Source organism: Fulverythrobacter ferritrahens, assembly GCF_020539485.1.
Taxonomy (GTDB): Bacteria; Pseudomonadota; Alphaproteobacteria; order Sphingomonadales; family Sphingomonadaceae; genus Andeanibacterium; species Andeanibacterium ferritrahens.
This window is the reverse complement of the sequence record NZ_JACDXU010000001.1, coordinates 728280-755148: the sequence shown is the minus strand read 5'-3', so window position 1 is coordinate 755148 and position 26869 is coordinate 728280. Positions and strand designations below refer to the sequence as shown.

General features: G+C 63.1%; 26 protein-coding genes and 3 tRNA genes. 9 read left to right on the top strand and 20 right to left on the bottom strand.

Annotation, left to right across the window (positions count from 1 at the left end; genetic code table 11):
* Window positions 1-45 precede the first annotated feature (45 nt).
* From H0274_RS03705 to efp, 12 genes are all read right to left on the bottom strand, one after another.
* A complete protein-coding gene (locus tag H0274_RS03705; RefSeq protein ID WP_226792992.1) occupies window positions 46-1875 on the bottom strand; it encodes a tetratricopeptide repeat protein in 1830 nt (609 codons plus the stop codon).
* The gene (prsR, locus tag H0274_RS03700; protein WP_226792991.1) at window positions 1841-3217 is read right to left on the bottom strand and encodes a PEP-CTERM-box response regulator transcription factor; all 1377 of its coding nucleotides are present in this window, start codon (window positions 3215-3217) and stop codon (window positions 1841-1843) included. Before prsR ends, H0274_RS03705 begins: the two co-directional genes overlap by 35 nt.
* Window positions 3217-5319 carry an XrtA/PEP-CTERM system histidine kinase PrsK gene (prsK, locus tag H0274_RS03695; protein ID WP_226792990.1) on the bottom strand — a complete coding sequence of 701 codons (2103 nt, stop codon included), beginning with the start codon at window positions 5317-5319 and terminating at the stop codon, window positions 3217-3219. Before prsK ends, prsR begins: the two co-directional genes overlap by 1 nt.
* A 17-nt stretch (window positions 5320-5336) precedes the next feature.
* Entirely contained in the window at window positions 5337-6722 is a 1386-nt protein-coding gene (locus H0274_RS03690; RefSeq protein WP_226792989.1) for a TIGR03013 family XrtA/PEP-CTERM system glycosyltransferase, read from the bottom strand.
* A gap of 129 nt (window positions 6723-6851) precedes the next feature.
* A complete protein-coding gene (locus H0274_RS03685) occupies window positions 6852-7376 on the bottom strand; it encodes a hypothetical protein (protein ID WP_226792988.1) in 525 nt (174 codons plus the stop codon).
* Between the two features lie 31 nt (window positions 7377-7407).
* A complete protein-coding gene (locus H0274_RS03680) occupies window positions 7408-7920 on the bottom strand; it encodes a twin-arginine translocation signal domain-containing protein (protein ID WP_226792987.1) in 513 nt (170 codons plus the stop codon).
* Between the two features lie 15 nt (window positions 7921-7935).
* Entirely contained in the window at window positions 7936-9717 is a 1782-nt protein-coding gene (locus H0274_RS03675; RefSeq protein ID WP_226792986.1) for a MoaF N-terminal domain-containing protein, read from the bottom strand.
* A 109-nt stretch (window positions 9718-9826) separates the two neighbouring features.
* On the bottom strand, window positions 9827-11620 hold the full coding sequence (locus H0274_RS03670; RefSeq protein ID WP_226792985.1) for an SLC13 family permease: 1794 nt from the start codon (window positions 11618-11620) through the stop codon (window positions 9827-9829).
* Window positions 11621-11684: 64 nt separating this feature from the next.
* A tRNA-Leu gene (locus H0274_RS03665) sits at window positions 11685-11768 on the bottom strand.
* A 102-nt stretch (window positions 11769-11870) separates the two neighbouring features.
* Window positions 11871-12689 carry an inositol monophosphatase family protein gene (locus tag H0274_RS03660; RefSeq protein WP_226792984.1) on the bottom strand — a complete coding sequence of 273 codons (819 nt, stop codon included), beginning with the start codon at window positions 12687-12689 and terminating at the stop codon, window positions 11871-11873.
* A 58-nt stretch (window positions 12690-12747) separates the two neighbouring features.
* The gene (locus H0274_RS03655) at window positions 12748-13176 is read right to left on the bottom strand and encodes a hypothetical protein (protein WP_226792983.1); all 429 of its coding nucleotides are present in this window, start codon (window positions 13174-13176) and stop codon (window positions 12748-12750) included.
* A 2-nt stretch (window positions 13177-13178) separates the two neighbouring features.
* Window positions 13179-13742 (bottom strand): elongation factor P, encoded by a 564-nt coding sequence (efp, locus tag H0274_RS03650; RefSeq protein ID WP_226792982.1) that lies wholly within the window; start codon window positions 13740-13742, stop codon window positions 13179-13181.
* Between the two features lie 169 nt (window positions 13743-13911).
* Here efp and H0274_RS03645 point away from each other — a divergent pair, with 169 nt between their 5' ends.
* Entirely contained in the window at window positions 13912-14292 is a 381-nt protein-coding gene (locus H0274_RS03645) for a hypothetical protein (protein WP_226792981.1), read from the top strand.
* Here the strand turns inward: H0274_RS03645 and thiE are convergent.
* Window positions 14267-14908, bottom strand: a complete 642-nt coding sequence (thiE, locus tag H0274_RS03640) for a thiamine phosphate synthase (RefSeq protein ID WP_226792980.1) — start codon at window positions 14906-14908, stop codon at window positions 14267-14269. The genes H0274_RS03645 and thiE overlap by 26 nt on opposite strands.
* A 78-nt stretch (window positions 14909-14986) precedes the next feature.
* Between thiE and H0274_RS03635 the strand changes: the two genes are divergently transcribed.
* Window positions 14987-15382 (top strand): hypothetical protein, encoded by a 396-nt coding sequence (locus H0274_RS03635; protein WP_226792979.1) that lies wholly within the window; start codon window positions 14987-14989, stop codon window positions 15380-15382.
* On the opposite strand, the gene H0274_RS03630 is transcribed toward H0274_RS03635, so the two are convergent.
* The 4 genes from H0274_RS03630 to tkt all read right to left on the bottom strand — a co-directional run bounded on the left by H0274_RS03630 (window position 15379) and on the right by tkt (window position 20609).
* Window positions 15379-16266, bottom strand: coding sequence for a fructose bisphosphate aldolase (locus tag H0274_RS03630; RefSeq protein ID WP_226792978.1), 888 nt, complete (start codon window positions 16264-16266; stop codon window positions 15379-15381). The two genes, H0274_RS03635 and H0274_RS03630, sit on opposite strands and share 4 nt — an antisense overlap.
* 19 nt (window positions 16267-16285) lie before the next feature.
* A complete protein-coding gene (locus tag H0274_RS03625) occupies window positions 16286-17485 on the bottom strand; it encodes a phosphoglycerate kinase (RefSeq protein WP_226792977.1) in 1200 nt (399 codons plus the stop codon).
* A 93-nt stretch (window positions 17486-17578) separates the two neighbouring features.
* The gene (gene gap / locus H0274_RS03620; RefSeq protein WP_226792976.1) at window positions 17579-18586 is read right to left on the bottom strand and encodes a type I glyceraldehyde-3-phosphate dehydrogenase; all 1008 of its coding nucleotides are present in this window, start codon (window positions 18584-18586) and stop codon (window positions 17579-17581) included.
* Between the two features lie 25 nt (window positions 18587-18611).
* Window positions 18612-20609, bottom strand: a complete 1998-nt coding sequence (gene tkt / locus H0274_RS03615; protein WP_226792975.1) for a transketolase — start codon at window positions 20607-20609, stop codon at window positions 18612-18614.
* 236 nt (window positions 20610-20845) lie between these two features.
* Between tkt and H0274_RS03610 the strand changes: the two genes are divergently transcribed.
* From H0274_RS03610 to H0274_RS03595, 4 genes are all read left to right on the top strand, one after another.
* Entirely contained in the window at window positions 20846-21046 is a 201-nt protein-coding gene (locus H0274_RS03610) for a hypothetical protein (RefSeq protein ID WP_226792974.1), read from the top strand.
* Window positions 21043-21360, top strand: coding sequence for a cell division protein ZapA (locus tag H0274_RS03605; RefSeq protein WP_226792973.1), 318 nt, complete (start codon window positions 21043-21045; stop codon window positions 21358-21360). Before H0274_RS03610 ends, H0274_RS03605 begins: the two co-directional genes overlap by 4 nt.
* A 239-nt stretch (window positions 21361-21599) precedes the next feature.
* Window positions 21600-22199, top strand: coding sequence for a 5-formyltetrahydrofolate cyclo-ligase (locus H0274_RS03600; protein WP_226792972.1), 600 nt, complete (start codon window positions 21600-21602; stop codon window positions 22197-22199).
* Window positions 22200-22202: 3 nt separating this feature from the next.
* Window positions 22203-22415: a DUF2842 domain-containing protein gene (locus H0274_RS03595; protein ID WP_226792971.1), complete on the top strand. Its 213-nt coding sequence runs from the start codon at window positions 22203-22205 to the stop codon at window positions 22413-22415.
* A gap of 103 nt (window positions 22416-22518) precedes the next feature.
* On the opposite strand, the gene H0274_RS03590 is transcribed toward H0274_RS03595, so the two are convergent.
* A tRNA-Asp gene (locus H0274_RS03590) sits at window positions 22519-22595 on the bottom strand.
* 167 nt (window positions 22596-22762) lie between these two features.
* Between H0274_RS03590 and H0274_RS03585 the strand changes: the two genes are divergently transcribed.
* Window positions 22763-23221, top strand: a complete 459-nt coding sequence (locus H0274_RS03585) for a hypothetical protein (RefSeq protein ID WP_226792970.1) — start codon at window positions 22763-22765, stop codon at window positions 23219-23221.
* 42 nt (window positions 23222-23263) lie between these two features.
* Here H0274_RS03585 and thyA read toward each other — a convergent pair whose 3' ends face one another.
* Window positions 23264-24217, bottom strand: coding sequence for a thymidylate synthase (thyA, locus tag H0274_RS03580; RefSeq protein ID WP_226792969.1), 954 nt, complete (start codon window positions 24215-24217; stop codon window positions 23264-23266).
* Between the two features lie 104 nt (window positions 24218-24321).
* Window positions 24322-24398: transfer RNA gene (locus tag H0274_RS03575), tRNA-Pro, on the bottom strand.
* Between the two features lie 238 nt (window positions 24399-24636).
* On the opposite strand from H0274_RS03575, the gene purF reads away from it, so the two are divergent.
* Entirely contained in the window at window positions 24637-26139 is a 1503-nt protein-coding gene (gene purF, locus H0274_RS03570) for an amidophosphoribosyltransferase (protein WP_226792968.1), read from the top strand.
* Entirely contained in the window at window positions 26139-26867 is a 729-nt protein-coding gene (locus H0274_RS03565; protein ID WP_226792967.1) for an SDR family NAD(P)-dependent oxidoreductase, read from the top strand. Before purF ends, H0274_RS03565 begins: the two co-directional genes overlap by 1 nt.
* Window positions 26868-26869: the final 2 nt, after the last annotated feature.

Below are 26869 nucleotides of genomic sequence, written 5' to 3'. Positions count from 1 at the left end.
GAAAATCGCCTCTTAAAGCCGCGCAGGCTGGCGCTTTGACCGGCGTCAGCCGCCGGGCAGTTTGCGGGCCTTTTCCAGCAGAGCCATCGCCGCATCCTTGCGCCCTGCACTATCCAGCACGCGGGCCAGCGTCAGCACGGCGCGGTAGTTGGTCCGCTGGGAGGCAAAGCCCGCCCCGGCATCGGCCAGTGCCTCTGCCTTGGCCCCGCGCTGCATCGCCGCATCGGCCAGAATAGCGAACAGCACCGGATCGCGCCCGCCCCCGTCATGCTGCTGGCGGGCGAAACGCAACAGGCCTTCCGCCCTGTTCCAGTCCCCGGCATCGGCAGCCATATAGCCGAGCATTGCGGCGGCATCGCCATTCTGCGGGTGCTGGGCAAGAAAGGCTGCAAGCAGCGCCCGCCCTTCTCCTTCACGCCCCAGCATCCGCAGCGCGGCGATCATCCGCGCGGTCAGCGAAAGACTGCGCCGGACCTGCGCGGCCTTGGAATAGAGCGCCAGCGCGCGCGCCGCATCGCGCTGGGCCAGCGCGACATCGCCGGCCAGCACTTCAATATCCACCGACCCCGCAAAACGCGCGCCGAGCCGCGTGACATAGGCCTGAGCTTCGTCGAGATTTCCGTCGGCAAGCAGTTGTCGCACTCGCGGCACTGCGCCATCCAGCCGGTCGGGATCGTCGCCCCAGCGAAACAGCGCCAGTTCCCCCGCCTCACCCAGACCCAGCGGAACGATGGCGGCTGGCACCGGACCGGCCGCGCGATCCAGCAGCGGGGCAGCCGCCGCGCGATCCCCCAATACTTCATAGGCGCGGCCTACCAGCACCAGCAGATAGGGCGAGGCATCGGCGCGCGAGGCAGCGGCGCCGTAACGCGCGATCACTTCACTGGCATCGCCATTTTCCAGCATTGCCCGGGCAAGCAGCAAGGCAGCATGCTGATTATCGGGCTGGAGGCGCGCCAGCCGGTCAAGCACATCCACCGCCAGCGCCCAGTTTTCGGCACGCATTTCCAGTGCGCCTTCCAGCATCATGGCGGCGGGCACTTCGTCGAAGCGATCCTGCGTGCGGGCCAGCAGCCGCCGGGCCAGCGTGTAATCTCCGGCCCGCGCCGCGAGCACTGCCTGTAGGTAGAAGGCGCGCGGATTTTCCGCGTCCAGCTCGATCATGCGCCGGGTAATGCGCAGCATCTCCTTCGCGCGGCCTGCCTCTCCCAGCGTGGCCGCATATTCGCCCAGCAGTGAAAGATCGTCGGGCGCGCTTTTCAGCCCTTTTTCCAACCATGGCAGGGCAGCGAGCAGCCCTTCGGCATCGCGGGCGATCTGGCCGCGGAATTCCAGCGCACGGGGATCTTTCCTGTCACGCCTCAGTGCCTCCTCGGCGGCGGCAAGCGCCTGATGGTGCTGCCCCATGCGATAGCGCAGGCGACCCAGGTCCACCCATATTTCCGCCGTGCCGGGATTGCCTTCCAGCGCGCGGGCAAAGGCAGCGGCAGCCGCATCGAGGTTGCCCTCGGCCATTTCCAGCCGGGCGAGCATGTGGAAACCGTGGCGGCGCTGACCCGGTGCAAAATCGCCGTCCGCCAGCCAGCGGCGGGCGTTCGCAAAATCATCCTGCTGGAGATAGGCTTCCCCCATCAGGGGTGCCACCTGCGCTTGCGGAGCGCCTGCTTCAAAAGCCCGGCGCAGCGCGACTTCCGCAGCCACGCCATCGCCCCGCAGCAAGGCCTTTTGTCCCTGCTCCAGCGCGACGGAAGCATTCTCCTGCGCCGCGAGCAAGGGGGGCGCCAGCGCGATCAGGGCCAGTGCCGCCAGCGCTGCCCTTCCCCGCCCCTTTCGCCTGAAGTCAGGCGTGAAGGTCATACTGCTTGAGAAGGTCATAAAGCGTGGGCCGACTGATCCCGAGCAGCTTGGCAGTATTGGAGATATTGCCTTCGCTGCGAGCCAGGGCATGGCGGATCACCCGTCTGTCCGCCTGTTCGCGCGCGCTCTTGAGGTTCAGCGGCTGGCTATCGTCATCCTCCGCGCCTTCAAGGTCGAGATCGGCGGCATTGACGAGCTTGCCATCCGCCATGATCACCGCGCGCTTCACCCGGTTCTCCAGCTCGCGCACATTGCCGGGCCATTTCCACGCATCGATCGCGGCCAGCGCATCGGCCGCGAAGCCCTTGACCCCGGGGTTCATTTCCCGTGCGAAACGCTTGAGGAAAGCCTTGGCCAGCAGGGTCGCATCGCCAGGACGTTCCGCCAGCGAGGGGATTTTCACCACGATCTCGGCCAGACGATAGAACAGATCCTCCCGGAAGCGGCCATCGGCGATCATCGCTTCCAGATCCTGATGGGTGGCACAGACAATGCGCGTATCGACGGAAATGGATTTACGCCCGCCGATACGCTCAATCGTGCGTTCCTGCAGGAAGCGCAGCAGCTTAACCTGCAGCGGCAGGGGAATATCGCCCACTTCGTCGAGGAACAATGTGCCCCCGCTGGCCAGCTCGATCTTCCCTTCGGTAGTTTTCACCGCCCCCGTGAAGGCGCCCTTTTCATGGCCGAACAACTCGCTTTCCAGCAGGTTTTCCGGGATCGCCGCGCAATTGATCGCGACGAAGGCCCCGCCCTTGCGGTCGCTCGCATCGTGCAGGCCCCGCGCCAGCAATTCCTTGCCCGTGCCGCTGGCCCCCAGCAGCATTACCGAGACATTGGTGTTGGCTACCCGTTCGATGGTGCGCGCCACGCGGACCATTTCCGGCGCGGCGGTGATGAGGCCGCCCAGCACCGTATTGCCATCGCCCGCGCGCGCCTGAAGCGCCCGATTTTCCGCCTCGATCCGGTGGAGATTATGGGCCCGGCGGACGATCAGGCCCAGTTCCTCGATATCCACCGGCTTCTGGTAGAAATCATAGGCGCCACGCTCGATAGCGTTGAGCGCGCTTTCCCGCGCGCCATGGCCGCTGGCCACGATCACCTTGGTGTCGGGCTTGATCGCCATGATCTCTTCCAGCACGGCAAAGCCTTCGCTCGTCCCGTCCGGATCCGGCGGCAGGCCGAGATCCAGCGTGACGACCGGCGGCTCTTCCGCGCGCAGGGCCGCGATGGCAGAGGCCCGGTCCCCCACAATGGTCACATCGAAATCGTCATAGGCCCATTTGAGCTGTGCCTGCAGGCCCGCATCGTCTTCGACGATCAGCAGCCTGGGCAGGGATTTGGACTTGCTCTCGGACATTATGCAACCTCGGTAGTGCCGGGCAGGCCATTGGCGGCCCGGAATTCAATCGTATCGTCGGGGACATCCGCCAGCGTGGCCAGCGGCAGGCTGATGATGAAGCGGGTGCCGATGCCTTCGCGGCTTTCGACATCCAGCCGCCCGTTCATCCCGCGGATCAGCTCGCGCGCCTCGAAGGCGCCGATGCCGAAGCCGCCGGGCTTGGATGAATGGAACGGTTTGAACAGGCGGGAACGAATGAACTCCGCGCTCATCCCGGCCCCGGAATCGAGCACTTCGATCCGGCAATTGAGGCCATCCACCAGCACGCTGAGCAGCACTGCCACATCAGGCGGACTGGCATCGATCGCGTTCTGCACCAGATGGACCAGCGCCTGTTCCAGCGCTTCGGCATTGGCAAGGACGATGCATTTCTGCCGTTCCACCAGATAGACCGGATGCTGTTCGGTATAGCGCGCCACTACCCGCTCGAGGCATGTGACGACATCGAACTGATCGAGCGGCTCATGGCCCGCCGCGCCATAGCGCCCAAGCCGGGTCAGCAGGGCGTTCAGCTTGTCCGTGCTGTTGCGCAGGGTGACGAGCATATCCGCGCGGAATTCCGGCTTGTCGGCATGTTTTTCCGCATTGCGCGCCAGCAGCGAGAGCTGGCTCGCCAGATTCTTGATGTCGTGCATCACAAAGGCGATCCGGCGGTTGAACTCGTCGAAACGATGCGCCTCGCCCAGTGCTTCCTGCCCGGCCTGTTCCGCAAGATAGCTGGCAAGCTGCTGCCCAACCACGCGCAGCAGATCGAAATCCTCCCAGTCGAGGCGCCGCGCCACTGCTGGGCGGGCCAGCACCACCAAGCCGATCATGCGCTGATAATGGATCAGCGGCACCATGGCCCAGGCGCGGCGGCTTTCAAACAGCCACTCGGGCACGAACTGGCGCTCCCCCCGGCTCTGGCGGCCCTGCCGCAGATCGTCGAGATCGAGAACGAAGCTGTGCTGCTCGAAAAACCGTGCTGCCTCTGCACTCAGCGCCTGAGCGGGTACGTCGATCTCCGGCCATTGCCAGCGGGAATCGAGCCGGAAATCGCCATCCTCGCCGGGCGTGAGCAGCAGCCCGGCGGGGCTGTCGGTAATATCGGCCACGGCCTGCACCACGCGCTCGTGCAGCGGCGTAACCTGTTCACCGCCCCGCGCGATAGTTTCGGTAAAACGCAGCCATTCGGCGCGATAATCATAGCGGTGCTGGAACAGATGCTTCGCCAGCATCACGCGCAGCCAGCCGCGCAGCCGCCGGGAGGGCAGGATAAGCATTGCCGCCACGCTGGCCGCGGCAAGAAACGCCAGCTGGGCAATCCGGGCGAATTCGCTGCCTGCATAGGCCAGAGCCTGGGCCACTGCCACCATCGCCACCAGATAGGCGCCGATCACCAGCAACGAGAAAGACTGGAACGCTACCGAGCGCGAAGGCCGCAGGCGCAGGTCGTTCGTTGCGTTGGATGCGCCCAGCGCAAATAGCCCCACCATGACCATCATGATCAGACCGCGCAGATCGCCCAATGTCTGGGGAAGCGCGCCCGTGAGATAGGCGATGGTGTAAAGATTAAGATCGTAGAGCCACATCAGGCCCAGTGCGGCGGCGGGCCAACGCAGGGTCAGCCGTCCGGCAGGCGACGCGCCGACATAGAGATTATGCACCAGCACCAGCGCCCCGATCGTGCAGAGCAGGCGAAAGGCCGCTGACAGTTCGAACACCACCGCCGAAATGCCGAGAACGTCGACGAACAGCACCAGCGCGAGCTGGAGGATTTCCACGAACACCAGTGCCATAACCACCAGGCGGATCGGGCGCATACTCTCATGCCGGCCATCATTCGCGAACAGCCGGTAAAGCGCCCAGAACCACGCGAAATAGCTCATGCACAGGAAGATACGGGTGCCGGTAGCATTAGGCCCCATCACCGCCACGGCCACTGCCCACAGCGCCGAAATGGTGAGGCCGGACAGGATAGAATCCCCCGCCTGCCCCAGTTTTTCACGGCGCGGATAGAACCAGCCGGCAAAGCCGAACAGCAGCGTTGCTGCCGCCACATGCAGAACGACCATCAGCATTTGCCATGCCCCGGCCATCATCGTGCCCCTTCCCTCCACAGCACGACGCGCAGGGTCTGCAGCAGGATCAGCAGGTCCAGGAAAGGCGTGTAGTTCTTGGCATAATAGAGATCATATTCGAGCTTCTGGCGCGCATCCTCAATAGAGGCGCCATAGGGGAAGTTTATCTGCGCCCAGCCCGTGATGCCCGGCTTCACCATGTGCCGTTCGGCATAGAAGGGCAGCTTGTCTTCCAGATCTTCCACGAATTGCGGCCGTTCGGGGCGCGGGCCAACAAAGCTCATCTCGCCTTTCAGCACGCTCCATGTCTGGGGCAGTTCGTCAATCCGGACCTTACGGATGAAGCGGCCGATGCGGGTGACGCGCGGATCGTTGGTCTGCGCCCATTTCGCCCCGTCCTTTTCCGCATCGATGCGCATGGAGCGCAGCTTGATCAGCTCGAATGGCTGGCCATAGAGCCCCACCCGCGTCTGGCGGAAGAAGGCAGGGCCCCGGCTGTCGATCTTCACCAGCAGTGCGAAAAACAGGATCAGCGGGAAGGTCAGCAGCAGCAGAATGGAACTGACAGTAATGTCGAACAGGCGCTTCACCGCGCTGGACACGAACCGGCCGGAACTGAAACCGTCGGAAAAGATCAGCCAGGAAGGGTTCACCGTGTCGAGGTCCACCCGACCGGTTTCGCGTTCCATGAAGCTGGAAAAATCATTCACATGGACGCCGGCGGTCTTGATCCGCAGCAGATCCTTCATCGGAATGGCATTGCGCCGTTCTTCCAACGCCAGCACCACTTCCGACGCGCCGAGATTTTCCACGAAGCGATTGAGATCGTGAATGGCGGAACGCGAAATCGCCTCTTCCACCACCTTGCCCGTATCGTTCATCGCGATGTAGCCTACGATGGAAAAGCCGCTTTCCGGCCGCGTGCCCAGTTCACGCAGGCGCTGCGCCCGCAGCCCCGCACCCAGCACCAGAACCCGGCGGCGAAATGCCTGCGCACCCAAAATACCGCCCACGATCAGTCGGTTGAGCATCAGGAAGATGATCGCCAGCCCCATCGCATAGGCCAGGGTGGAGCGCCAGAAAGTCTGCCCGGGAATGAGGAAATCGATGAAGATCAGCGCCAACACGCCCAGGCTTACCGCCACCAGCAGCCGCGCCCCGGCATAGCGCATGGAACGCAGCGCATCCGCGCCATAGACGCCCACCGCGATCATCGCCGTCAGCACCACTGCCGCCGCACCTGCAAGCCAGGGCAGGCGATCGGCGAACAGGCCCATCTCCATACCGATCTGTCCCGCGCGCAGCTTCCACGCCAGCTCGCCAGCGGCGATCAACAGTCCGAAATCGAACAGACCCAGCAGCAGCACGGCATGCGGGATGTAATGTTTGAAGAGGCGGATCATCGCTCCCAGTTCTGCAAGCGCCCGCACCTCGCGAGCGCCGGCAGGGTTAACAGGGAGAAATGAACTGTCGGTAAATTTTACAGAACACAAGTTATATCGTGCAAGCGCCGTATCCCGGAGCAACATCCGTCAGCGGGAAACGGAAATTCTCGCCCATATTGCCGGTTCCTCGGCAATCTCGCCTGTCTCGATACGCTCGATATAGGCAAGCACAGCAGCGCGGATTCCCTCGAGATTCCGGAAGGTGCAAACGCCCGAGGAGCGTTCCATCCCCGGATAATCGCCGTCCGTCCGGTCGCAATCGGGCGAATAGAAATAGAGGCGTCCGCCAGCCTCCCGCACGGCCTGAAAGAGATAGACGGCTTCCTGCGCGCGCCTTTCCTCTATGTCCGCCGGCTCGTCCTTCCCCTCATATTGGGCGAGATACCATTCCTTGCCCAGCCGCAGATAATGGGCCGTAAGCTGTTCCTCCCCATCTCCCACCCGATAGGCGCGATCCGGGGCCTGGGCGATCACAAGTTCGTCGCTACTGCCCTCGTCGTCCACGCTGCGATAGGTGCCGGCAAAATCGACTTCCGAGGCATTTTTTGCCGTGAGGAGCGGCTCTTCCGAGAGCCAGCAGGCCGAAAGCAGGCATAGCAGCAAGCCTGCCATACCTCCCCTGATCACCCTCGCACCCACGGCCCTATCCCAGCTGGATGCGTTCGATGACCCAGCCTTCGGGGCGGCGAACGTAATCGGCCTTCAACTGGCCCGGCTGGTGCATGCGATGGGCGGAATTGCCCTGTAACCGCGCCATCTGCATCAGCGTATCGCTGCCTTCCAGCACCTGTTCCACTTCGGCGCGGCAGGCATAGGTGGCGCTGGCCCGGTTGCCATCGGCGGTCAGGAGGATCTCCGGCGCTTGTGCACCTTCTTCCACCACCAGCCCCGCGATGCCCTGCCCCAGTTCGGGTGCCCTGCCATCGGCGAAAAGCCCGGCAAGCCCGCGCCTGTCCGCGACGTTGAAATGATGAACAAATCTGCGATTCAGCGTCTCGATCGCCCGGCTGTCCTCCATTCGGGCAAGCCGCGAGCGCAGCGCATCCTCCTCCATCCCTGCCGCCAGTGCAGGGGTGGCGATAATGGCGACGGGCGCGGCCACCACCGCACCTGATTTCAGGAAAGAGCGCCGTGAAGTCATGGATTTACCAGTCATTCCTATAACTCCTTCTCAGGCCCTGTTCTTGAAAAAGCGGTCGATATCGAACTTGCCCGCGTGGCGCGAATGGGCACCGATCTGGCTCATGCTGAGCCCTTCCTCTCCGCAGTGATAGCCGATCCCGGAATCATGCATGGTCCGCATGTTGATCACGATGGTGCCCAGCGTGCCGTTGCAGGCATCTTCCAGCCAATAGGCGAAATAGAGATCGTCCCTGATCTTCACGAAATCGCCCGGCCCGCTCCATTCCAGCCCGCCCGCACCGCTATCGGTGAAGATGATCCAGGATACGGTATGCGGGGTGGAATAGAGATGCATCGAGGTGAGCCCCGGTGCGTAATTCCAGGTAAGCGCCCGCCCCAGCAGTTCGTTGGTCCGCTCATGGCGCCGTTTGCCGGGCGAAGCGAGCCCCTCCATCCCGATGGTGCCGAACAGGGTCCGCGCGCCCGCTTCATTGGCGAAATAGGGCGTGTTGAGGAAACCGTTGAAAGTAGTGACCAGCCCGTTCTCGAAATCGGCGCAGATCGAATGGCCATCATGGTTGGGTTCGCCTTCCAGAACATGACCGAACAGGATCACTCCCGCAGAAGGCTCATAGGCCTGATAGCGCGCCGTCACCCACGCCCCGCCGTCCTTGCGCCACTGGAGTTCATCCGCGCTGCGGACCCTGTAATCCATCACCGGGCCGCCATCGTAGCGCAGGGCGAAGCTCTTGCCCGCCAGCCAGTCTACTGCTGGCAACCCGTTGGTCGCCATCCCGGCAGCCCCGCTCCCCTCTCCCGTGCGAGGCGCGAAAACGCGGGTATTCCGCTTCACCGCCGCATCGACCTGTGCCCTGGTCATCTTGGGCATGGTGCCGAGCGGGCGGTAAATGCCGCGTGCGCCCTTGGCATCGGGATCGAGCTGCCCGACCTGGCCCGGCCCGGGGCGCGGCTTGGCGGGGCCGCCACTGACGTCGCCGAATTTCTCGAACTGGGCGATCTGGCCCAGCCATTCTCCCATGCCGGTGAACAGGCGATATTCCAGCTCATCCGCCGCGTTGAAACCCAGCCGCAGGCCCACCTGACGCAGGCGGTCAAGATCGATCAGAGTGGCGGAGAATATACCCGAAAACTCCGCCTCGGTGCGGGTATGGAGATAAAATCGGTCATCGATCTGGATATAGTCCGAAGGCGCGCAATAGCCCTGCCTGCCATCCAGCCGGGTCAGTTCGACCCAGTGCGAATAGGAAATGGAAGGATAGAATTCGAGCGTTTCCTCGCCCGTATCACTTTTCCAGTAGAGCCCCTTGCCTTCCATCCGGTTGGTCGAGCGATGACGGTGGGACGGCGCATCCCTGCCCTTATCGAACAGATAGCCCTGCCACACCGCGCGGCTCACCTCGCGCTTGGCCTCCTGCCCGGCGAACCACAATTCGAAGGCGGTGACGAGGCCGGTCCGATTGTCCACCACGACCGCATAACCCCGCAAAGTGCCGGGGATGAGATGGGCGAAGAACGTGAAATGCTCCAGCGAAAGCGCGGCATAACCGGCATTCATGCCATCCCCGCCATTCTCCGACAGGATCAGGCGAGTGCCGGTAAGGAAGCGGTACGACAATGTCGGCCCGGCATTGGGCCCATCCGCATCGGTGACGATCTGCATCGTCCTTCCGGCCAGTGAGAGATCGATCGGCGAGGCGCATTGCGGGCCCTTCATCGCCACATTATCGATGGCAGATCCGATGGCGGCTTCGTTCAGCCTGCCCCAATCATAACGATAGAGCTGCACGTCGGGATAGGCTTTTCCCGGCATATGTCCCCCTCAATCCCAGCGCCCCTGCCTCTACCGGGCAGGAGTCGCGATGGGGGGAGCCTATCATGCCGCCGCGATGCGGCAAGCGCTCAAAAAAGTCCGTTTCAGGTCACATTCCGTAACTGAAGACGAGCAGGACGGAGAGAGTACACACCATCAGCAGCACCAGCGGAACCCCGGTGCGGATATAATCGCCGAACGTATAGTTCCCCTCGCCCATGATCAGCAGATTGGTCTGATAGGCAATCGGCGTGGCGTAACAGAGATTACAGCCGAACAGCACCGCCAGGATCAGGGGCTCTTGCGGCAATCCCAGCTCGCTGCCGACGCTGAAGGCAATCGGCGTACCGATGGTTGCGGCCGTGGCGTTTGAAGCGAAATTTGTAAGCACGGTGACGAACAGCATGACGGCTGCCAGTACCGCAGCGGCGGGCAGATGCTGTAGGCCGAGCGCCATCGTCTGGCCCAGCCATCCCGCCGCACCGCTTTCCAGCACCAGCTGGCCCACCGCGATACTGGCCGCGACCAGCACGATGACCTTGGCCGACAAGGCCCTTCCCACCCGGTCAAACTTCACGCAGCCAGTGATGAACATCAGGATCGCCCCGGCCAGCGCCGAGATGGCGATCGGCAACAGGCCGATGGAAGCGCAGCCGACCGCCCCCAGCATGATCGCCAGCGCGATCAGCGCCTTGGACCGCCGGGGGACTTCGCGCGCGCCATCGAGAATCAGCAAAGCGTCGTTCCGGGCGAAGTCCTGAAGATCGCCGGCAAGCCCCATGGCCAGCAGCACATCGCCTTCCCCGATCACCGCTTCTCCGCCCCTCACGGGCAGAGTGCCCAATGCCCGGCGCGGCTTGTGAACGCCCAGGACGGCGGTGCTGTAGAGATCGGCGATGCCGGAAGTAGCGAGCGTGCGACCGATCAGGCGGGAATCGGCGGTCACTGCCATTTCCATTACCACGATATCTTCGCCCTCGGCCTTGGCCTTGCGTTCGATACGGTCGACCACCCAGCCCGGTGCAGCCTGCCCTTTCAGCAGGCGCACAGCCTCTTCCAGCGCCTCATGCGTGCCTGACACGCCGAGCCGCTGCCCGGCCTCTATCGGCCCGGTGAATCCGCCATCGAACAGGAAGCCGGCCGGCAGTCGGGAACTGACCTGTTCCACTGTCTTGCCATGCAATTCGCTGCCTGCAGGCACCCGCAGCAGCGCGGAAAAGCGGCGCGGTTCGAAGCTTGGCTCCCTGCTGTGATCGGGCAGCAGACGCGGCATCACCAGCCACAGATAGGGCAGCGCCACCATGGCCGCCATCAGCACGATGGGGGTAAAGTGGAACACATTCATCTGCGGCATGCCCAGATCCCGGGCGATGGAGACCACCAGCAGATTGGTGGAGGTGCCGATAGTCGTGGCCATGCCGCCGATAAGTACGGCGGCATTCAGCGGCATCAGGGTTTTCGATGCAGGCATCGCGCCGTTTGCGGCAAGCTGGACGAAGATCGGCAGCAAAAGCACCAGCACCGGCGTATCGTTGACGAACATCGACAGCAGGAAGGCCAGCAGCAGGGAAACCAGCATGCCCAACTGGTGATTGACCTTCCAGACCCGCCCAAGCAGGCGTGCCGCCGGATCGAGCGCGCCGGTTGTCACCAGGCCGCGGCCCATGATCATCAGCGAGCAAATGGTGATCAGCGCATAATGACCGAATCCGGAGAAGGCGAGACGCAACCCGTCGGTCGGCTGGCTGTGCGGCAGGGGATAGAAATACAGACCGACCGCGATCAGCGCGATCGTGAGGAGCGAAACGATTTCCGCAGGCATCCGGCCACGCGCGAAGGCAACGAACATACCGATGGTAAGGACGATGGTGGCGAATGCATGAAGCGAAGGAATGGCAATCATCGCCGGGATCGTAGCAAGGCTTTACAGCCAAACGAACCCATAATGCGCCTGCCAATCCGCAGGTTGGTGCCCCTGGCCCGACTCGAACGGGCACGTATTTCTACAAACGATTTTGAGTCGTTCGCGTCTACCATTCCGCCACAGGGGCTCCTGCGCCCGCCGCGCTTAGCGGGCACTGGCATCAGGTTCAAGCGCAGTCGAAAATTCTGTCCGGAAGTTTCGGCGCGACCGCGGATGGCCGCGCCCTCCGTCAGCCCTTGATGGCGCCTGCCACCAGCTTGTGCAGACGCGAATGGAGCGGATCGTTGCCGGCGATCACCTGTTTGTCGCAGATCGCTTCCGAACGGCCGCGATAATCGGTCACGAAACCGCCCGCTTCGCGCACCAGCAGACAGCCTGCGGCCGTATCCCACGGCGCCAGATCGCTTTCCCAGAATCCGTCGAAGCGCCCTGCTGCGACCCATGCAAGGTCGAGCGAGGCGGAACCGAACCGGCGGATACCGGCCACCTGCGGGCCGATGGCCGCGAAAATACGGGTCCATTCGTTGAAGTCGCCATGGGCGTGATAAGGAACCCCCGTCGCGATCAGCGATTCCGACAGATGTCGGCGCGCTGAAACGCGCAGACGCGCGTCATGCAGCCAGGCGCCCCGGCTCTTCTCGGCCCAGAAGGTCTGATCCGTGATCGGCTGATAGACCAGCCCCGCCACGACATCGCCCCAGCCTGAGCCGTCAAGCTTGGGTTCCTGCACCGCGATGGAAATCGCGAAATGGGGAATGCCGTGCAGGAAGTTGGACGTGCCATCCAGCGGATCGATGATCCAGCGCGGCTGATCGGGATTGGGATCGATCTCGCCGCTTTCTTCCAGCAGGAAGCCCCAATCGGGGCGGGCCTGCCGCAGTTCGTCATAAAGCGTGCGCTCAGCCGCAAGGTCTGCCTTGGACACGAAGTCCGCCGGGCCCTTGCGGCTGACCTGCAGGTGCTCGACCTCGCCGAAATCGCGACGCAAACGCCCACCCGCCTTGCGGGCGGCGCGTTCCATCACGCGAATGAGGCCAGAAACTGCCATGGAAGTATTCCCTTATTACGGCACCGGAGCGCCGCTGGCCCTCCAATGCGCGAATGTGTCAGCGGCCCTCGCCGCTCGAATTATTGCCGCTCGATTTCGGAGCGGGCTTTGCCGCTGCCCCGTCGACCGGCTTGAACGCGATGCCGCATACGCCTGCCGCCGCGCGGTAGACATCCTGCATCTTCTTCTCGTCCAGCCCGTTTTCCTTGATCGCGCGACCAGTGGCCACGCTGATATTGCCCAGGGAATTGCCATAGAGGCAGGTAAGCAGCTTGGCCTTCACCGGCTGCTGCACCTCCTTGGACGTGAAGGCACTGTTGAACAGGCGGAAGATCATGGCCGAACGCTGAAGGTCAGCCTGCTGTTCCGCAGTCATCTTTGCCGGAGCGGGTTTGGCCGCCCCTTCCTTTTCCGCAGCGTGAACAGCGGGGGCCACCGTGGCGATAAGAGCGGCGGCAGCAGTAACGAGAAGGAGCGGTTTCTTCATGGTCAGTCAGCCTTTTTCACATATTCGCGAGCATAGACATCCACCACGATGCGGGTGCCGCTTTCGATATGCGGCGGCACCATCACCCGGACACCGTTTTCAAGCACAGCAGGCTTGTAGCTGGAGCTGGCGGTCTGCCCCTTCACCACGGCGTCGGCTTCCACGATTAGAGCTTCGACCTGTTCGGGAAGCTGAACGGAAATCGGACGCTCGTCATAAAGTTCGAGCACCACATCCATGCCATCGGTCAGAAATGCGCGGGCATCGCCCAGCAGGTCCGAAGGCAGCGTGATCTGGTCGTAGGTATCCTTGTCCATGAAAACCAGCTGATCGCCATCCTCGTAGAGGAACTGGAAATCCTTGGTGTCGAGCCGCACGCGCTCCACCGTGTCGGCGCTGCGGAAACGGACATTGGTCTTGCGGCCATCGATGAGGTTCTTCATCTCGACCTGCATGAAGGCCCCGCCCTTGCCGGGTTGGGTATGCTGGATCTTCGCGACCTTCCAGATGCCGCCCTCATATTCGAGGATGTTGCCCGGGCGGATATCCACGCCACTGATTTTCATGGGGTTCAGCTTTCCAATTGCAAAGAGCGATGCAAATATACGTGAGCGCGCGCCCTAGCGTGTGATGCGCGCTTCGGCAAGCTGCGGCCACGCCTTTCCCGGAGAAGCGTCGCACGGCTCTGGCGCATCTCCGCCACTCATGCTAGCCGCCGCCCCGGAAAGTGGAGCCATGAAGCAGGCGTTCGGATTGATCGGCATGGCCGCAATGGCCCTCGGCATGGCCACCGCGCTTCCCGCGCGGGCGAATGATGGCGGCCGTCTTTCAACCCTGGAACGCGGCACCTATGCCTGCGAATTGCCAGGCGACGCCTCCACCAGTCGCGGGAAGCCGGCACCTGAGGAAGGCTTCGCCATCACCAATGGCTCAGCCTATTTCGCCGACGGCAAGACCGGAACCTATCTGCGCGTGGGGGACCTGGTTTCGATGACCAGCGGCCCGCGCAAGGGCAGTCGCTACGAAGTCAAAGGCGAACGCTATCTGCGCAAGCTGGACGAGAAGGGGGAGCCGACCGGTCTGCGCTGCATCAGGATTGGCGCGACACCGAAGTAAGTTTTTCGGCAAAGGCCCGCACCGCCGCAGCCTCGTCGCCATTCCACACCGCGCCTGACACGGCGAGGAAATCCGCACCCGCCTCGATCAGCGCATCGCAATTGTCCGGCGTGATGCCTCCAATGGCGACGCAGGGAATTTCAAACAGGGCCGACCACCAGGTCAGCAGTTCCGGCTCCGCGCGATATTCGGTTTCCTTGGTGGTCGTGGGAAAGAAGGCACCGAAGGCCACGTAATCCGCCCCCTCCTCGCCGGCTTCCATCGCCAGATGGCGGCTTGCATGGCAGGTCACGCCGATCTGCGCCTCCCGGCCCAGCCGGTCGCGCGCTTCCTTCACCGTGCCGTCGGACTGGCCGAGGTGTACGCCATCGGCCTTGATTCGCTTCGCCAGAGAGATGCTGTCATTGACGATGAAGGCCACGTCCCGTTCCGCACAGATGCGCTGCAGGGGCTCTGCCAGGCGGGCTGCCTCATGTTCGTCCACGCCCTTCACGCGGAACTGGAACGCGGCCACGGGCCCGGCATCCAGCGCATTGGCAAGGCGCGACGGGAAATCCCCTCCGACGTCGAGCGGCGAGATCAGGTAAAGCTGGCAGGCGAGTGTTTCGGCGGTCATGTCTGCGCCTGTAGATTTTCCGGAGGGACTAGCCAAGCGTTCCGGCACGGTTCATCTGCTGCCGGCATGAAGCACTCGATGAAGCATGTAGCCCTGCTCCTTTCCGTGATCACCCTTGGGGGCTGCATTCCCGCTCAGGACGCGCCTGTCACCAGCGCCGCCCCGGCCCTGCCCTCCGGTTCGCAAGTGGCGCTCGGTCAGCCGGTCATGGTGGGCAAGCTCACAGTTACGCCCATGGAAGTGGCGGAAGACAGCCGCTGCCCGATGAATGCACGCTGCGTCTGGGCTGGCCGGGTGATCCTCGTCACCCGTATCGAGGGTGAAGGCTGGCGCGAAACATCACCGCTGACGCTGGGCGAGCCCTTCGCCACGCATGGCACGCCGCTCAGCCTGACCTCCGTCAGCCCCGAACGGGTCACCGGCCAGGAGCCGGTGCCCGCGGAATACCGCTTCGGTTTCGAAGGCGGGAATTAGGTGATCGACGCGCGGTAGATTTCGTCAATCGCGCTGGCGAGCGCGGCGTCGAATTCCGCATCGCTCATCCCCGCGCGCAGATCTTCCAGCAGCGCACGGCTGAAGCTGGCAATCATGCCGCTGTTCTTCACCAGTTCGGCGCAGGCATCCGGGCGAGTGTACCCACCCGAAAGCGCCACAACCCGCGCAACCGCCGGATGATCGACCAGCGCCTTGTAGTGGTTCGCCACGACGGGGATCGAAAGCTTGAGCATCACCACCTGCCCCTCGGGCATGGCGTCGAGCTGCTTGAGTATCTCGTCGCGCAAGAGCGTTTCACCCTCGGCGCGGTCAGCGCTCTTGATATTGTACTCCGGCTCCAGAATCGGGATCAGCCCGGCATTCCAGATTTGCGCTCCGAATTGGAACTGCTGAGCCACATTGGCCGCAATCCCGGCGGGATTCGCGGCATTGATGACGCTGCGCATCTTGGTGCCGACTACGCCCAGAGCCTTCGCTCGCGCGAGAAGATCGTCGAGCCCCGGCATCGGCTTCATCATCTGAACGCCGTCACCCTCGTCTTCCAGGCCCTTGTCGACCTTCAGGAACGGCACCACATTGCGCTCTCGCAGCAGGGTCGGAACCGGCTTGCCGTCAGCCTGACCGTCCATCGTGCGCTCGAACAGAATCGCGCCGAGCACTTTCTCACCGGTAAAGGCGGGCGAAGTAATGATCCGCACCCGCATCTGGTGAATGAGACCGAACATCTCCTCATCCGAGGACCATGCGCCATCTTCGATGCCATAGCCCTTGAGCGCCTTGGGAGTGGAGCCGCCGCTCTGGTCAAGCGCGGCAATGAAGCCCTTCCCCGTACGAATCCGTTCCAGCATCTGAGCTTCGATCATGGTCCCTCCTAGGTGAGTGTCAGGCTTCCAGTGCAGCAACGCCGGGCAATACGCGTCCTTCCATCCATTCAAGGAAGGCGCCGCCAGCCGTTGAAATATATGTGAAATCAGCAGCCGCGCCAGCATGGTTCAGGGCAGCGACCGTATCCCCGCCACCGGCGACCGAAACGAGCGAGCCCTCTTTGGAAAGGGCGGCGGCGGTCTTCGCGAGCGCCACCGTCGCCGCATCGAAGGGCGAGGTCTCGAAAGCGCCCAGTGGGCCGTTCCACACCAGGGTGCGACAGGTTTTGAGCACATCGCCCAGCGCTTCCACAGCCTGCGGGCCCACATCCAGGATCATCTCGTCTGCGGCGACTTCATGGACGTTGCAAATGCGCATGCTCGGCGGATTGGCCGCGAATTCCTTCGCCACGACCACATCATAAGGCAGATGCACCGTGCAACCGGCGGCATCGGCCGCATCGAGGATTTCCTCGCAAGTGGGCGCCAGTTCATGCTCGCACAGGGACTTGCCCACATCCACGCCGCGCGCGGCGAGGAAGGTGTTGGCCATGCCGCCCCCGATGATCAGGTGATCGACCTTGTCCACCAGATGCTTCAGCACGGCAAGCTTGCTGGAAACCTTGGCCCCGCCAACAACGGCAGCCACCGGCTTTTCCGGGTTGCCCAGCGCCTTTTCCAGCGCCTCCAGCTCGGCCTGCATCGAACGGCCCGCATAGGACGGCAGCAGGTGAGTGAGGCCTTCCGTGGTCGCATGGGCGCGGTGCGCGGCGGAAAAGGCATCGTTCACGAACAGATCGCCATTGGCGGCGATGGCTTTCGCAAATTCGGGATCGTTCGCTTCCTCGCCCGGCCAGAAGCGGGTGTTTTCAAGGATCGCGATGTCGCCGTTGCGCAGGATGCCCACGGTCTGTTCCACCACTGGACCAGCCACTTCGGGCACGAACATAACTTCCTTGCCCAGCACATCCTGCACAGCATCGATGACCATGGAGAGCGACTGGGTGGAACTGCGCTGCCCCTTGGGGCGGCCGAAATGCGCCAGAAGGAGAACCTTGGCTCCCTTGCGCGACAATTCGAGAATCGTGGGCGCGCTGGCGCGTACGCGCGTGTCATCCGTCACGCGGCCGCCATCCATCGGCAGGTTCAGGTCCACACGGACCAGCGCGACCTTGCCGGTTACGTCCCCGGCATCGTCCAGCGTCTTGAAACCGGCCATCTCACCTACCTCGCCAATCAAATACAGCGCAGTCGGAGAAGGATTACCGTTCGTGCCCCGACTGCGCGCGGCACGAACGGTTCAATCTTTTGCTTAGAGGAAGCTGGCCATCACACCGGCGGTGTCGAGCATCCGGTTCGAGAAGCCCCATTCATTATCGTACCACGAAAGCACGCGCACCAGCTTGCCTTCGATCACAGCGGTTTCCAGGCTGTCGATGGTCGAGCTGGCCGGGCAGTGGTTGTAGTCGATCGAGACCAGCGGCTCTTCCGAATAGGCCAGAACGCCCTTGAGCGGGCCTTCCGCAGCAGCCTTGAGCAGTGCGTTGACTTCCTCGGCCGAAGTCTCGCGACCCGGCTGGAAGGTCAGGTCCACAACCGAGACGTTCGGGGTCGGCACGCGGACGGAGGAACCGTCCAGCTTGCCCTTCAGTTCGGGCAGAACCTCGCCCACAGCGCGGGCAGCGCCAGTGGTGGTGGGGATCATGCTCATCCCGGCAGCGCGGGCGCGGCGCGGATCGGAGTGGATCTGGTCGAGGATCTTCTGATCGTTGGTATAGGCGTGGATCGTGGTCATCAGGCCGCGTTCGATGCCGATATTGTCGTTCAGAACCTTCGCCAGCGGGGCAAGGCAGTTGGTGGTGCACGAAGCGTTGGAAACGATCACGTGATCGGCCGTCAGCTTCTCGTGGTTCACGCCGTAGACCACTGTGAGGTCCACGTTCTTGCCCGGGGCGGAGATCAGCACGCGCTTGGCACCTGCGGAAAGGTGCTTCTGGCAGCTGTCACGATCGGTAAAGAAGCCGGTGCATTCCATCGCGATGTCGATGCCATTGGCGGCATGCGGCAGGTTGGCGGGATCGCGCTCGGCAGTCACATGGATGCGCTTGCCGTTGATGATCAGGTCATTGCCGTCAACTTCCACCGTACCTGCAAAGGTGCCGTGAACGCTGTCATGCTTGAACAGGCGGGCATTGGCCTTCGCATCGCCGAGATCGTTGATCGAGACCAGTTCGATATCGTGATCGGTCCGTTCGAAGATCGCGCGGGCCACGTTCCGCCCAATGCGTCCGAACCCGTTGATTGCAACCTTGATCGCCATGGTTTGCTCCTTTGCGATGCCAGTCTTACTGGCCAAGTTTCGCCGTGATCTGCGGCACGATGGCTTCAGCACTGAAGCCGAAATGCTTGAAAAGGACTTCCGCCGGGGCCGAAGCGCCGAACCGGTCCAGCCCGATATTGATGCCGTCGCGGCCAGTATAGGCCTGCCAGCCCAGCGTAGTACCAGCCTCGATCGACACGATGAGCGCATCGCGCGGCATCACGTCATTGCGATAGGCAGCGTCCTGCTTGTCGAACAGTTCGAGGCAGGGGGCGGAAACGACATCCGCGCCGATGCCCAGGGCTTCAAGCGCGTCGGCGGTTTCAATCGCCACCGCCACTTCAGAACCGGTCGCAACCAGCACCACCTTGCGATCCGCCTTGGCGGCGCGCAGGCGGTAAGCGCCCTTGGCCGAGCGGTTGGTGGCCGGGGTCCATTCCTCGTCCCCCTCGCCGCGCAGGGCGGGAAGGTTCTGGCGCGAAAGGGCCAGTGCCGAGGGAGTCTTCGGCGTTTCGAGCGCGAGCGCCCAGCACTCCGCCGTCTCGATAGCATCGCAGGGGCGATAGACGTTGAGATTGGGGATCAGGCGCAGGCTCATCACCTGTTCCACCGGCTGATGGGTCGGGCCGTCCTCGCCCAGCCCAATCGAGTCATGCGTCAGCACATAGATCGCGCCAACCTGCTGCAGGGCCGAAAGGCGGATGGCGTTGCGGGCGTAATCGCTGAAGATCAGGAAAGTGCCGCCATAGGGCACGATTCCGCCATGCAGCGCCATGCCGTTCATCGCGGCGGCCATGCCGAATTCGCGGATGCCGTAATAGACATAGCGGCCGGAATAATCCTGCGCGGAGAAAGGTTTGGTGGCCGAAGTTTTAGTATTGTTGGAACCGGTAAGGTCAGCCGAACCACCCACCAGCTGCGGCAGCTTCTCGGTCAGGGGGCCCAGCGCCATTTCCGAAGCCTTGCGGCTGGCGACCTTGGGCGCATCCTTGGCGAGGCCGCGCACGTAATCGGTCAGCGCATCGCCGGCCTTGTCTGCCACACTTGAAAGCTGGGCTGTGAAGGCATCCTTCGCGGAGCTGGCGGCGAGGCGCGCTTCCCATTCCACACGGGCAGCGGCGCCCTTGGCCCCCAGCGAGCGCCAGTCGGCCAGAATATCGTCGGGAACGACGAAGGGTTCGTAGTTCCAGCCCAGTTCGACGCGGGCGGCAGCCACTTCGTCGGCGCCCAGCGGCGAGCCGTGAACGGCCGAAGTGCCCTGCTTGTTCGGCGCGCCCTTGCCGATGATCGTGGCGCAGGCGACAATCGAGGGGCGCGGATCGGCCAGCGCCTCGTCAATCGCGCGGCGGATATCGGCCGGATCGTGGCCATCGCAGCTGACAGTGTGCCAATTGGTCGCACGGTAGCGGGCCAGCACATCCTCGCTGGAGGAAAGATCGACCTTGCCGTCAATGGTGATCTTGTTGTCGTCCCACAGCACGATCAGATTGCCGAGCTTCAGATGCCCGGCAAGGCCGATCGCCTCGTGATTGATGCCTTCCATCAGGCAGCCATCGCCCGCGATCACCCAGGTGCGGTGATCCACCAGATCGTCACCATAGACGGCATTGAGATGACGTTCCGCCATCGCCATGCCCACACCCATCGCCAGACCCTGACCCAGCGGGCCGGTGGTCGCCTCTACGCCATCCAGCAGGAAGTTTTCCGGGTGGCCGGCGCAAGGGCTGCCGAGCTGGCGGAAATTGCGGATGTCGTCCATCGTCGGGCGTTCAAAGCCGGTCAGGTGAAGCAATGCGTAGATCAGCATCGAGCCGTGACCGGCCGACAGCACGAAACGGTCCCGATCCGGCCACTGCGGCGCGGCGGGATCGAACTTCAGATAGTCCGACCACAGCACTGTCGCCACGTCAGCCATGCCCATCGGCATGCCGGGGTGGCCGATATTGGCTGCCTGCACCGCATCCATCGAAAGAGCCCGGATAGCATTGGCCATGGGCGCGAGACGGGACGGATCGATGGTCATTCTGGCTGGCTCCTGCGGATGCGCCGCAAACTGGCTGAATTGTGACGATTCGGCGCGCGGCCCCCTTTGCGGAGTGCGTGCCCCCCCGTCAAGCGCATGGGGCAGGCCGTCCTGCCATATGAAGCCCGGCGTGGAATGGCCGCAACGCGTGGAACTGCGGGGGAACCGGAAGGTAATTAACAACTTTAGTAAGCAAGGTTTTGCACCGATGGGGAAGTTTACGCTAAATCACGGTCATGGAACGGCAACGTATCGAACACGCGCTTGCCCGAATTGAGGCTGCCGCCGCCCGGATAGAGGCTGCAGGCGCCCGTCGCATGGCGTTACAAAACACTGGCGAGGATTCCGGCCTTGCCCGCAAGCATGAGGAATTGCGGGCAAAGGTCGGCGCTTCGCTGCAAGAGCTCGATACCCTGATCGGGACGCTGGAAGCATGATCAACGTCAAGCTTACGATTGGCGGCCGCGTATATTCAGTCTCGTGCCAGGATGGGCAGGAAGGCCATATCATGCGCCTCGGCCAGATGATCCAGAGCAAGATCGGGTCACTTTCGGGCAATGTCGGCCAGAACGAGGCGCGCACCCTGCTGTTCGCTGCCCTGCTGCTGGCGGACGAAAATCATGAATTGAGAAAACGCGCCGAAGCGGCCCCGCCCCCGGCCCTGCCGCTGGAAATGCCCGGCCTGCCCGCCGAACGGTTCGAGGCACTGGCCGAACAGCTGGAAAAACTCGCGGAAAGCCTTGAGGGCTGAGGCAGGCTTCCCTAGATAGGGCGTGACGGGTACTGCCCGGTACGCGCCGATCGAACATCCCTGAGGCTATAAGCAAATCCATGGGGGCTGTCCCTGGTCGGGCCCTGGCCCGGCACATATGGTCCCCACCTGACGTGAGGCGTCAGAGGATTTCTCCGGCACCGGCCCATGGTGGTCCCGTCACCCCTTTTTCTTCCGGCCGATTCTCTCCGGCTCGCGCCGGTCATGCGGAGCGATGCGTGACGAGCCCTGTCGAAACCAATCCCGTCGATGAGGAAAAGCAGCGCCTGCGCCGCGCCATGCGCAAGGCACGCCGCGAACACGCCGCCTCGCTCGATCCATCGGTTCGCGCGCTATTGTTCCGCCGCCCGCCCAATCCGGTGCTGGACCTGATCCCCGCAGGATCGACGATCGGCCTTTATTACAACACGCCGGACGAGGCGCCCGCCCTTTCCTATGCGCGCTTCCTGTTTGAACAGGGCCACAAGGTCGCCCTGCCCTGGATCGCCACGGCGGATGCGCCCATGCTGTTCCGCCAGTGGAGCGATCCCATCGGCGAGAGCGATCTGGAAAGCGGCCCCTATGGCCCGCAACCTTCGGCGGAAAACCCCATCGTGGTGCCCGACGTGCTGTTCTGCCCCCTGGTGGCCTTTACCGAGCGGGGTGAACGCATGGGCCAGGGCGGCGCATTCTACGATGGCTGGCTGGGCCGCAATCCTGGCCGAATCGCCATCGGCATGGCCTGGGATGTGCAGAAGGTCGATTCGCTTCCGCTTGAACCGCATGACGCACCACTGAAGGCCATCGTCACCCCTACCCGGCTTTACGGACCGTTCTGAACCATGCGCAGCAAGCCCACTTTGCGAATCCCCTTCGGGATACTCGGCCTGCTGGCCGCCCTTGCCATCTACGCACTGTTCATCGCCTGGGCATCCCAATGGATCGGCACGCTCCATGTCCTCGTCCAGACGCCGATCTACATCGTTCTGGGGACCATCTGGCTGCTGCCGCTGAGGCGCTTCCTGATCTGGATGGAAACCGGGCGCTGGGGCTGAGCCCGCCCGCCTGAAACACTAACCGGAAGAAATGCCTCAGGACGCACCTGACGGTGCGCCCGAAGGCGATGTTTATTCCGGTTTTTCCAGGAAATCCCCCAAGTGGCGCGAGTGACGGGGCTCGAACCCGCGACCTCCGGCGTGACAGGCCGGCGCTCTAACCAACTGAGCTACACCCGCGTTTTCTTGGGCGTGCACCCCTTGGGGAGCGCCGCCACTAGGGCAGGCTCGCCCCCCTGTCAACAGGGGTGATGACAGCTTTTTCACATGAGAGTGGTGATTGTGAAATTAACCATATGTTCGTGCTTCGCTGAGAAGATTCCCCATACAAATGAGGGGGCATTCTCATGCGTGAACTGCTTTATGCGGTGCTGGCCGCAGGTCTTGTCGCCACGCCGGCCATGGCAAAGCGGCCTGTTTCGCTGGACAGTGCGGTGTTCGTCGAACGTCTCGGCCATACCAATGACGGCCGGGTGGAACGCTGGATCGAACCTGCGCGGCTATTGAAGCGCGGAGACCGGCTCGTGCTGGTGGTCGAATGGCAATCCGTACCGGACGCCAGGGGCTTTGCCGTCACCAGCCCGATTCCCCGCAGCATAGCTTTTCAGGATGCGAGCACGGATTCCGTAGAAGTATCCGTCGATGGCGGGAAAAGCTGGGGCCGGCTGGGCGAATTGAAGACCGCCGACAGCTATGGCAGCCGACTCGCCACGGCCGAGGACGTCACCCATCTGCGCTGGCGAGTGAATCCCGACGATGCGCGGCGCGGCACGGGGCGCGTGACCTATTCCGCCATCGTGCGCTAACTTCGCGCTGACATCATGCGCTGACGGATCGCCAGCCGGCGATCAAACAGCGATCGGCGCCCTGATTGCGCCCTGAGGGGCATAACCCGTCACTTCAAAGTCCTCTATCCGGTAATCGAAGATCGAATCGGGCTTGCGCAGAATCGCCAGACGAGGATCCCCCTCCGGCTGACGGCCGAGCTGTTCCTCCACCAGATCGGCATGATTGAGGTAGAGATGGGTATCCCCGCCCATCCAGACGAACTCGCCCGGCTCCAGCCCCGCCTGATGCGCCACCATCCGCTGCAACAGCGCACCCGACCAGAGATTGAACGGCAGGCCCAGCGCCACATCGCAGCTGCGCTGGTAAAGCAGGCAGTTCAGGCGATTTCCCGCAACATGGAACTGATAAGTCTTGTGGCAGGGCGGCAGGGCCATCCGGTCAAGCTCCGCCACGTTCCACCCTTCGATGATGTGGCGGCGACTGCCGGGATTCGTCTTCAGGTTCTGCACGACTTCGGCAACCTGATTGATTCCCGGCCCCTTGCGATAGGTTCCATCGCCATTGGGCTCGTAGGTCGCCCAGTCCACCCACTGCTTGCCATAGACCGGGCCAAGATCGCCCCATTGGGCGGCGAATGATTCGTCATCGGCTATGCGGCTGACGAAATCATCCAGCGCGATGTCATGCCCGGTGGCACGGACATATTTGGCATGGGGCCACTCGTTCCAGATCTTCACGCCCTGCAGTACCAGGGGGCGGATATTCGTTTCGCCCGTGAGGAACCACAGCATCTCGCGCGTGGCAGTCTTCCAAAAGACTCGCTTGGTGGTGATCAACGGCATGCGCCCGTCGGACAGGTCGAAACGCATCTGCGCGCCGAAAATGGAGCGGGTGCCTATGCCCGTGCGATCCTCGCGCTGGTCACCCTGCTCCCAAACCTGCCGCAGCAGATCCAGATATTGCCATTCAGCGTGGCGCGACTCATCGGGGCGGGAAACGGGATGCAATGCCATGCCCGCACCTAACGCCCGGGCAGTGCGAACGTAAACGCGCAGGGCCCGCTATCGCAGAATAGATTGTGGAATGTGGGCACCGCGCAAAGCGCCCAAAAGTAAAATGGTCGGGGAGAGAGGATTCGAACCTCCGGCCCCTGCCTCCCGAAGACAGTGCTCTACCAGGCTGAGCTACTCCCCGACCGGCGCCATCGCAGTTTCCTGCGGGGCGAGGCAGAGGCGGCCCAATAGCGGCGCGATGGCAGGGTGGCAAGCAGGCATTTATCCACTGCGCAAAAGGGCGCTGTTTTGGTGCCCAAACAGGTTTCAATCGCCACCACTCAAACCCCGCCCCCCTTGTAATCGGCGCGTAACATCGCCATTGGGGCCCGGAAAGGCGCGCGTAGTGCGCTCCAAGGCTGACGAGTCACCCAAACATCATGATCGAACGCGATTCCCTGCGCGACGAAACCCCGTGGGACATTTGGTCCGACGAATCGGGCGATGACAAACTCCATGAGGAATGCGGCGTATTCGGGGTGATCGGCGCGGCGGATGCTTCGGCCATCTGCGCGCTCGGCCTCCATGCGTTGCAACACCGCGGCCAGGAAGCCGCCGGCATCACCAGCTTTGACGGCAACGAGTTCTATTCCCGGCGTGGCCTTGGCCATGTGGCGGAGAATTTCTCCTCGGGCGAAGCGCTGGCCGAACTGCCGGGTCACACTGCCGCGGGCCATGTGCGGTATTCCACCACGGGCGGATCGGGCCTTCGCAACATCCAGCCGCTTTATGCCGATCTCGCTTCGGGCGGGTTCGCCATTGCGCATAACGGCAACATCTCCAACGCCATGTCCCTCAAGAAGGACCTGGTGCAGAACGGCGCGATCTTCCAGTCGACCTCCGATACCGAGGTGATCATTCACCTCGTGGCCACCAGCCGCTTCCCCACCATGCTGGATCGCTTCATCGATGCGCTGCGCATGTTGGAAGGCGCCTATTCGCTGATCGTGATGACGCCCGAAGGCATGGTCGCCTGCCGCGATCCGCTGGGCATCCGCCCGCTCGTGATGGGCAGGATCGGCGATGCGACGCTGTTCGCCAGCGAAACGGTGGCCTTTGACGTAGTCGGTGCGGAATTCATCCGCGAGGTCGAGCCCGGCGAACTGATCCGCGTGGATCATGCGGGCAATATCGAGACGCACCGCCCCTTCGGCAATCCGAATGCCCGGCCCTGCATTTTCGAGCATGTCTATTTCAGCCGCCCGGATTCGATCCTCGATAATCGGGCGGTCTATTCGGTGCGCAAGGAAATCGGCGTGCAACTGGCGCTGGAAAGCCCGACAGAGGCAGACCTTGTGGTGCCCGTGCCCGATAGCGGCGTTCCGGCCGCCATCGGCTTTTCCCAGCAATCCGGCATTCCCTTCGAACTGGGCATTATCCGCTCCCACTATGTAGGCCGCACCTTCATTCAGCCTTCCGATGGCGCACGCCATGCCGGGGTGAAGCGCAAGCACAATGCCAACCGCCTGATCGTGGAAGGCAAGCGCATCGTTCTGATCGACGATTCGATCGTGCGCGGCACCACCAGCCTCAAGATCGTGCAGATGATGCGCGATGCAGGCGCCAAGGAAGTGCATTTCCGCGTGGCCAGCCCGCCCACCGGCTGGGGCTGCTATTACGGGGTCGATACGCCGGAGCGGTCGAAGCTGCTCGCAGGCCGCATGGATCTCGATGCCATGCGCGATTTCATCCAGGCAGACAGTCTTGCCTTCGTTTCGATTGACGGGCTCTATCGCGCCGTGGGCCACAAGCAGCGCAATGCCGGTTGTCCGCAATATTGCGACGCCTGCTTCACCGGCGATTATCCCACCAGCCTGACCGACCTTGCCCGCCGCGAAAATGGCTCGGCGCAGCTTTCCCTGCCGGTCAACAAGGTCGCCTGATGTCCGGTTCCGAAGGCAGCAAGGTGCTGGAAGGCCAGCTCGCGCTCGTCACGGGCGCAAGCCAGGGCATCGGCGCGGCAACTGCGCTGGCATTGGCCGCCGCAGGCGCGCATGTGATCATCACGGGCCGCAACGCAAAGCTGCTTGAGGAAGTCGAAGAGCAGATCCACCATGCTGGCGGCCACGCCACCATCGCGCCGATGGATCTGGGCGAACCTGACGCCATTGCGCGCCTTGCCACCGCCATCGCCAATCGCTGGGATGCGCTGGACATCATGGTCCTGTCTGCCGCCTACCTGCCGCAGCTTGGCCCGGTAACACAGATCGAGCCGCGCTATTTCAACCAGGCCATCACCACCAATGTGCTGGCAACGCAGGCGCTGGTCGCCGCGTTCGACCCGATGTTGAAGCGCAGCCGGAATGCCCGGATTATCGGGCTTACCAGCAGCCTTGCCACCGCGCCCCGCGCCTATTGGGGCGCCTATGCCGCCACCAAGGCCGCGTTCGAGGCGCTGCTGGAATGCTATGCGCAGGAAGTGGCGCGCATTTCCGAAATCCGCGTTGCGATTCTCGATCCCGGCGCGACTCGCACCGCGATGCGCGCCCGCGCCTATCCCGGCGAAGACCCGCAGACGGTGAAGGCACCCGAAGTAGTGGCTGACCGGATCTTGGCACTGGTGCAGGAAGATTTCACCACCGGCCATCGCGAGCGCGTGGAAGCGGCATAAGA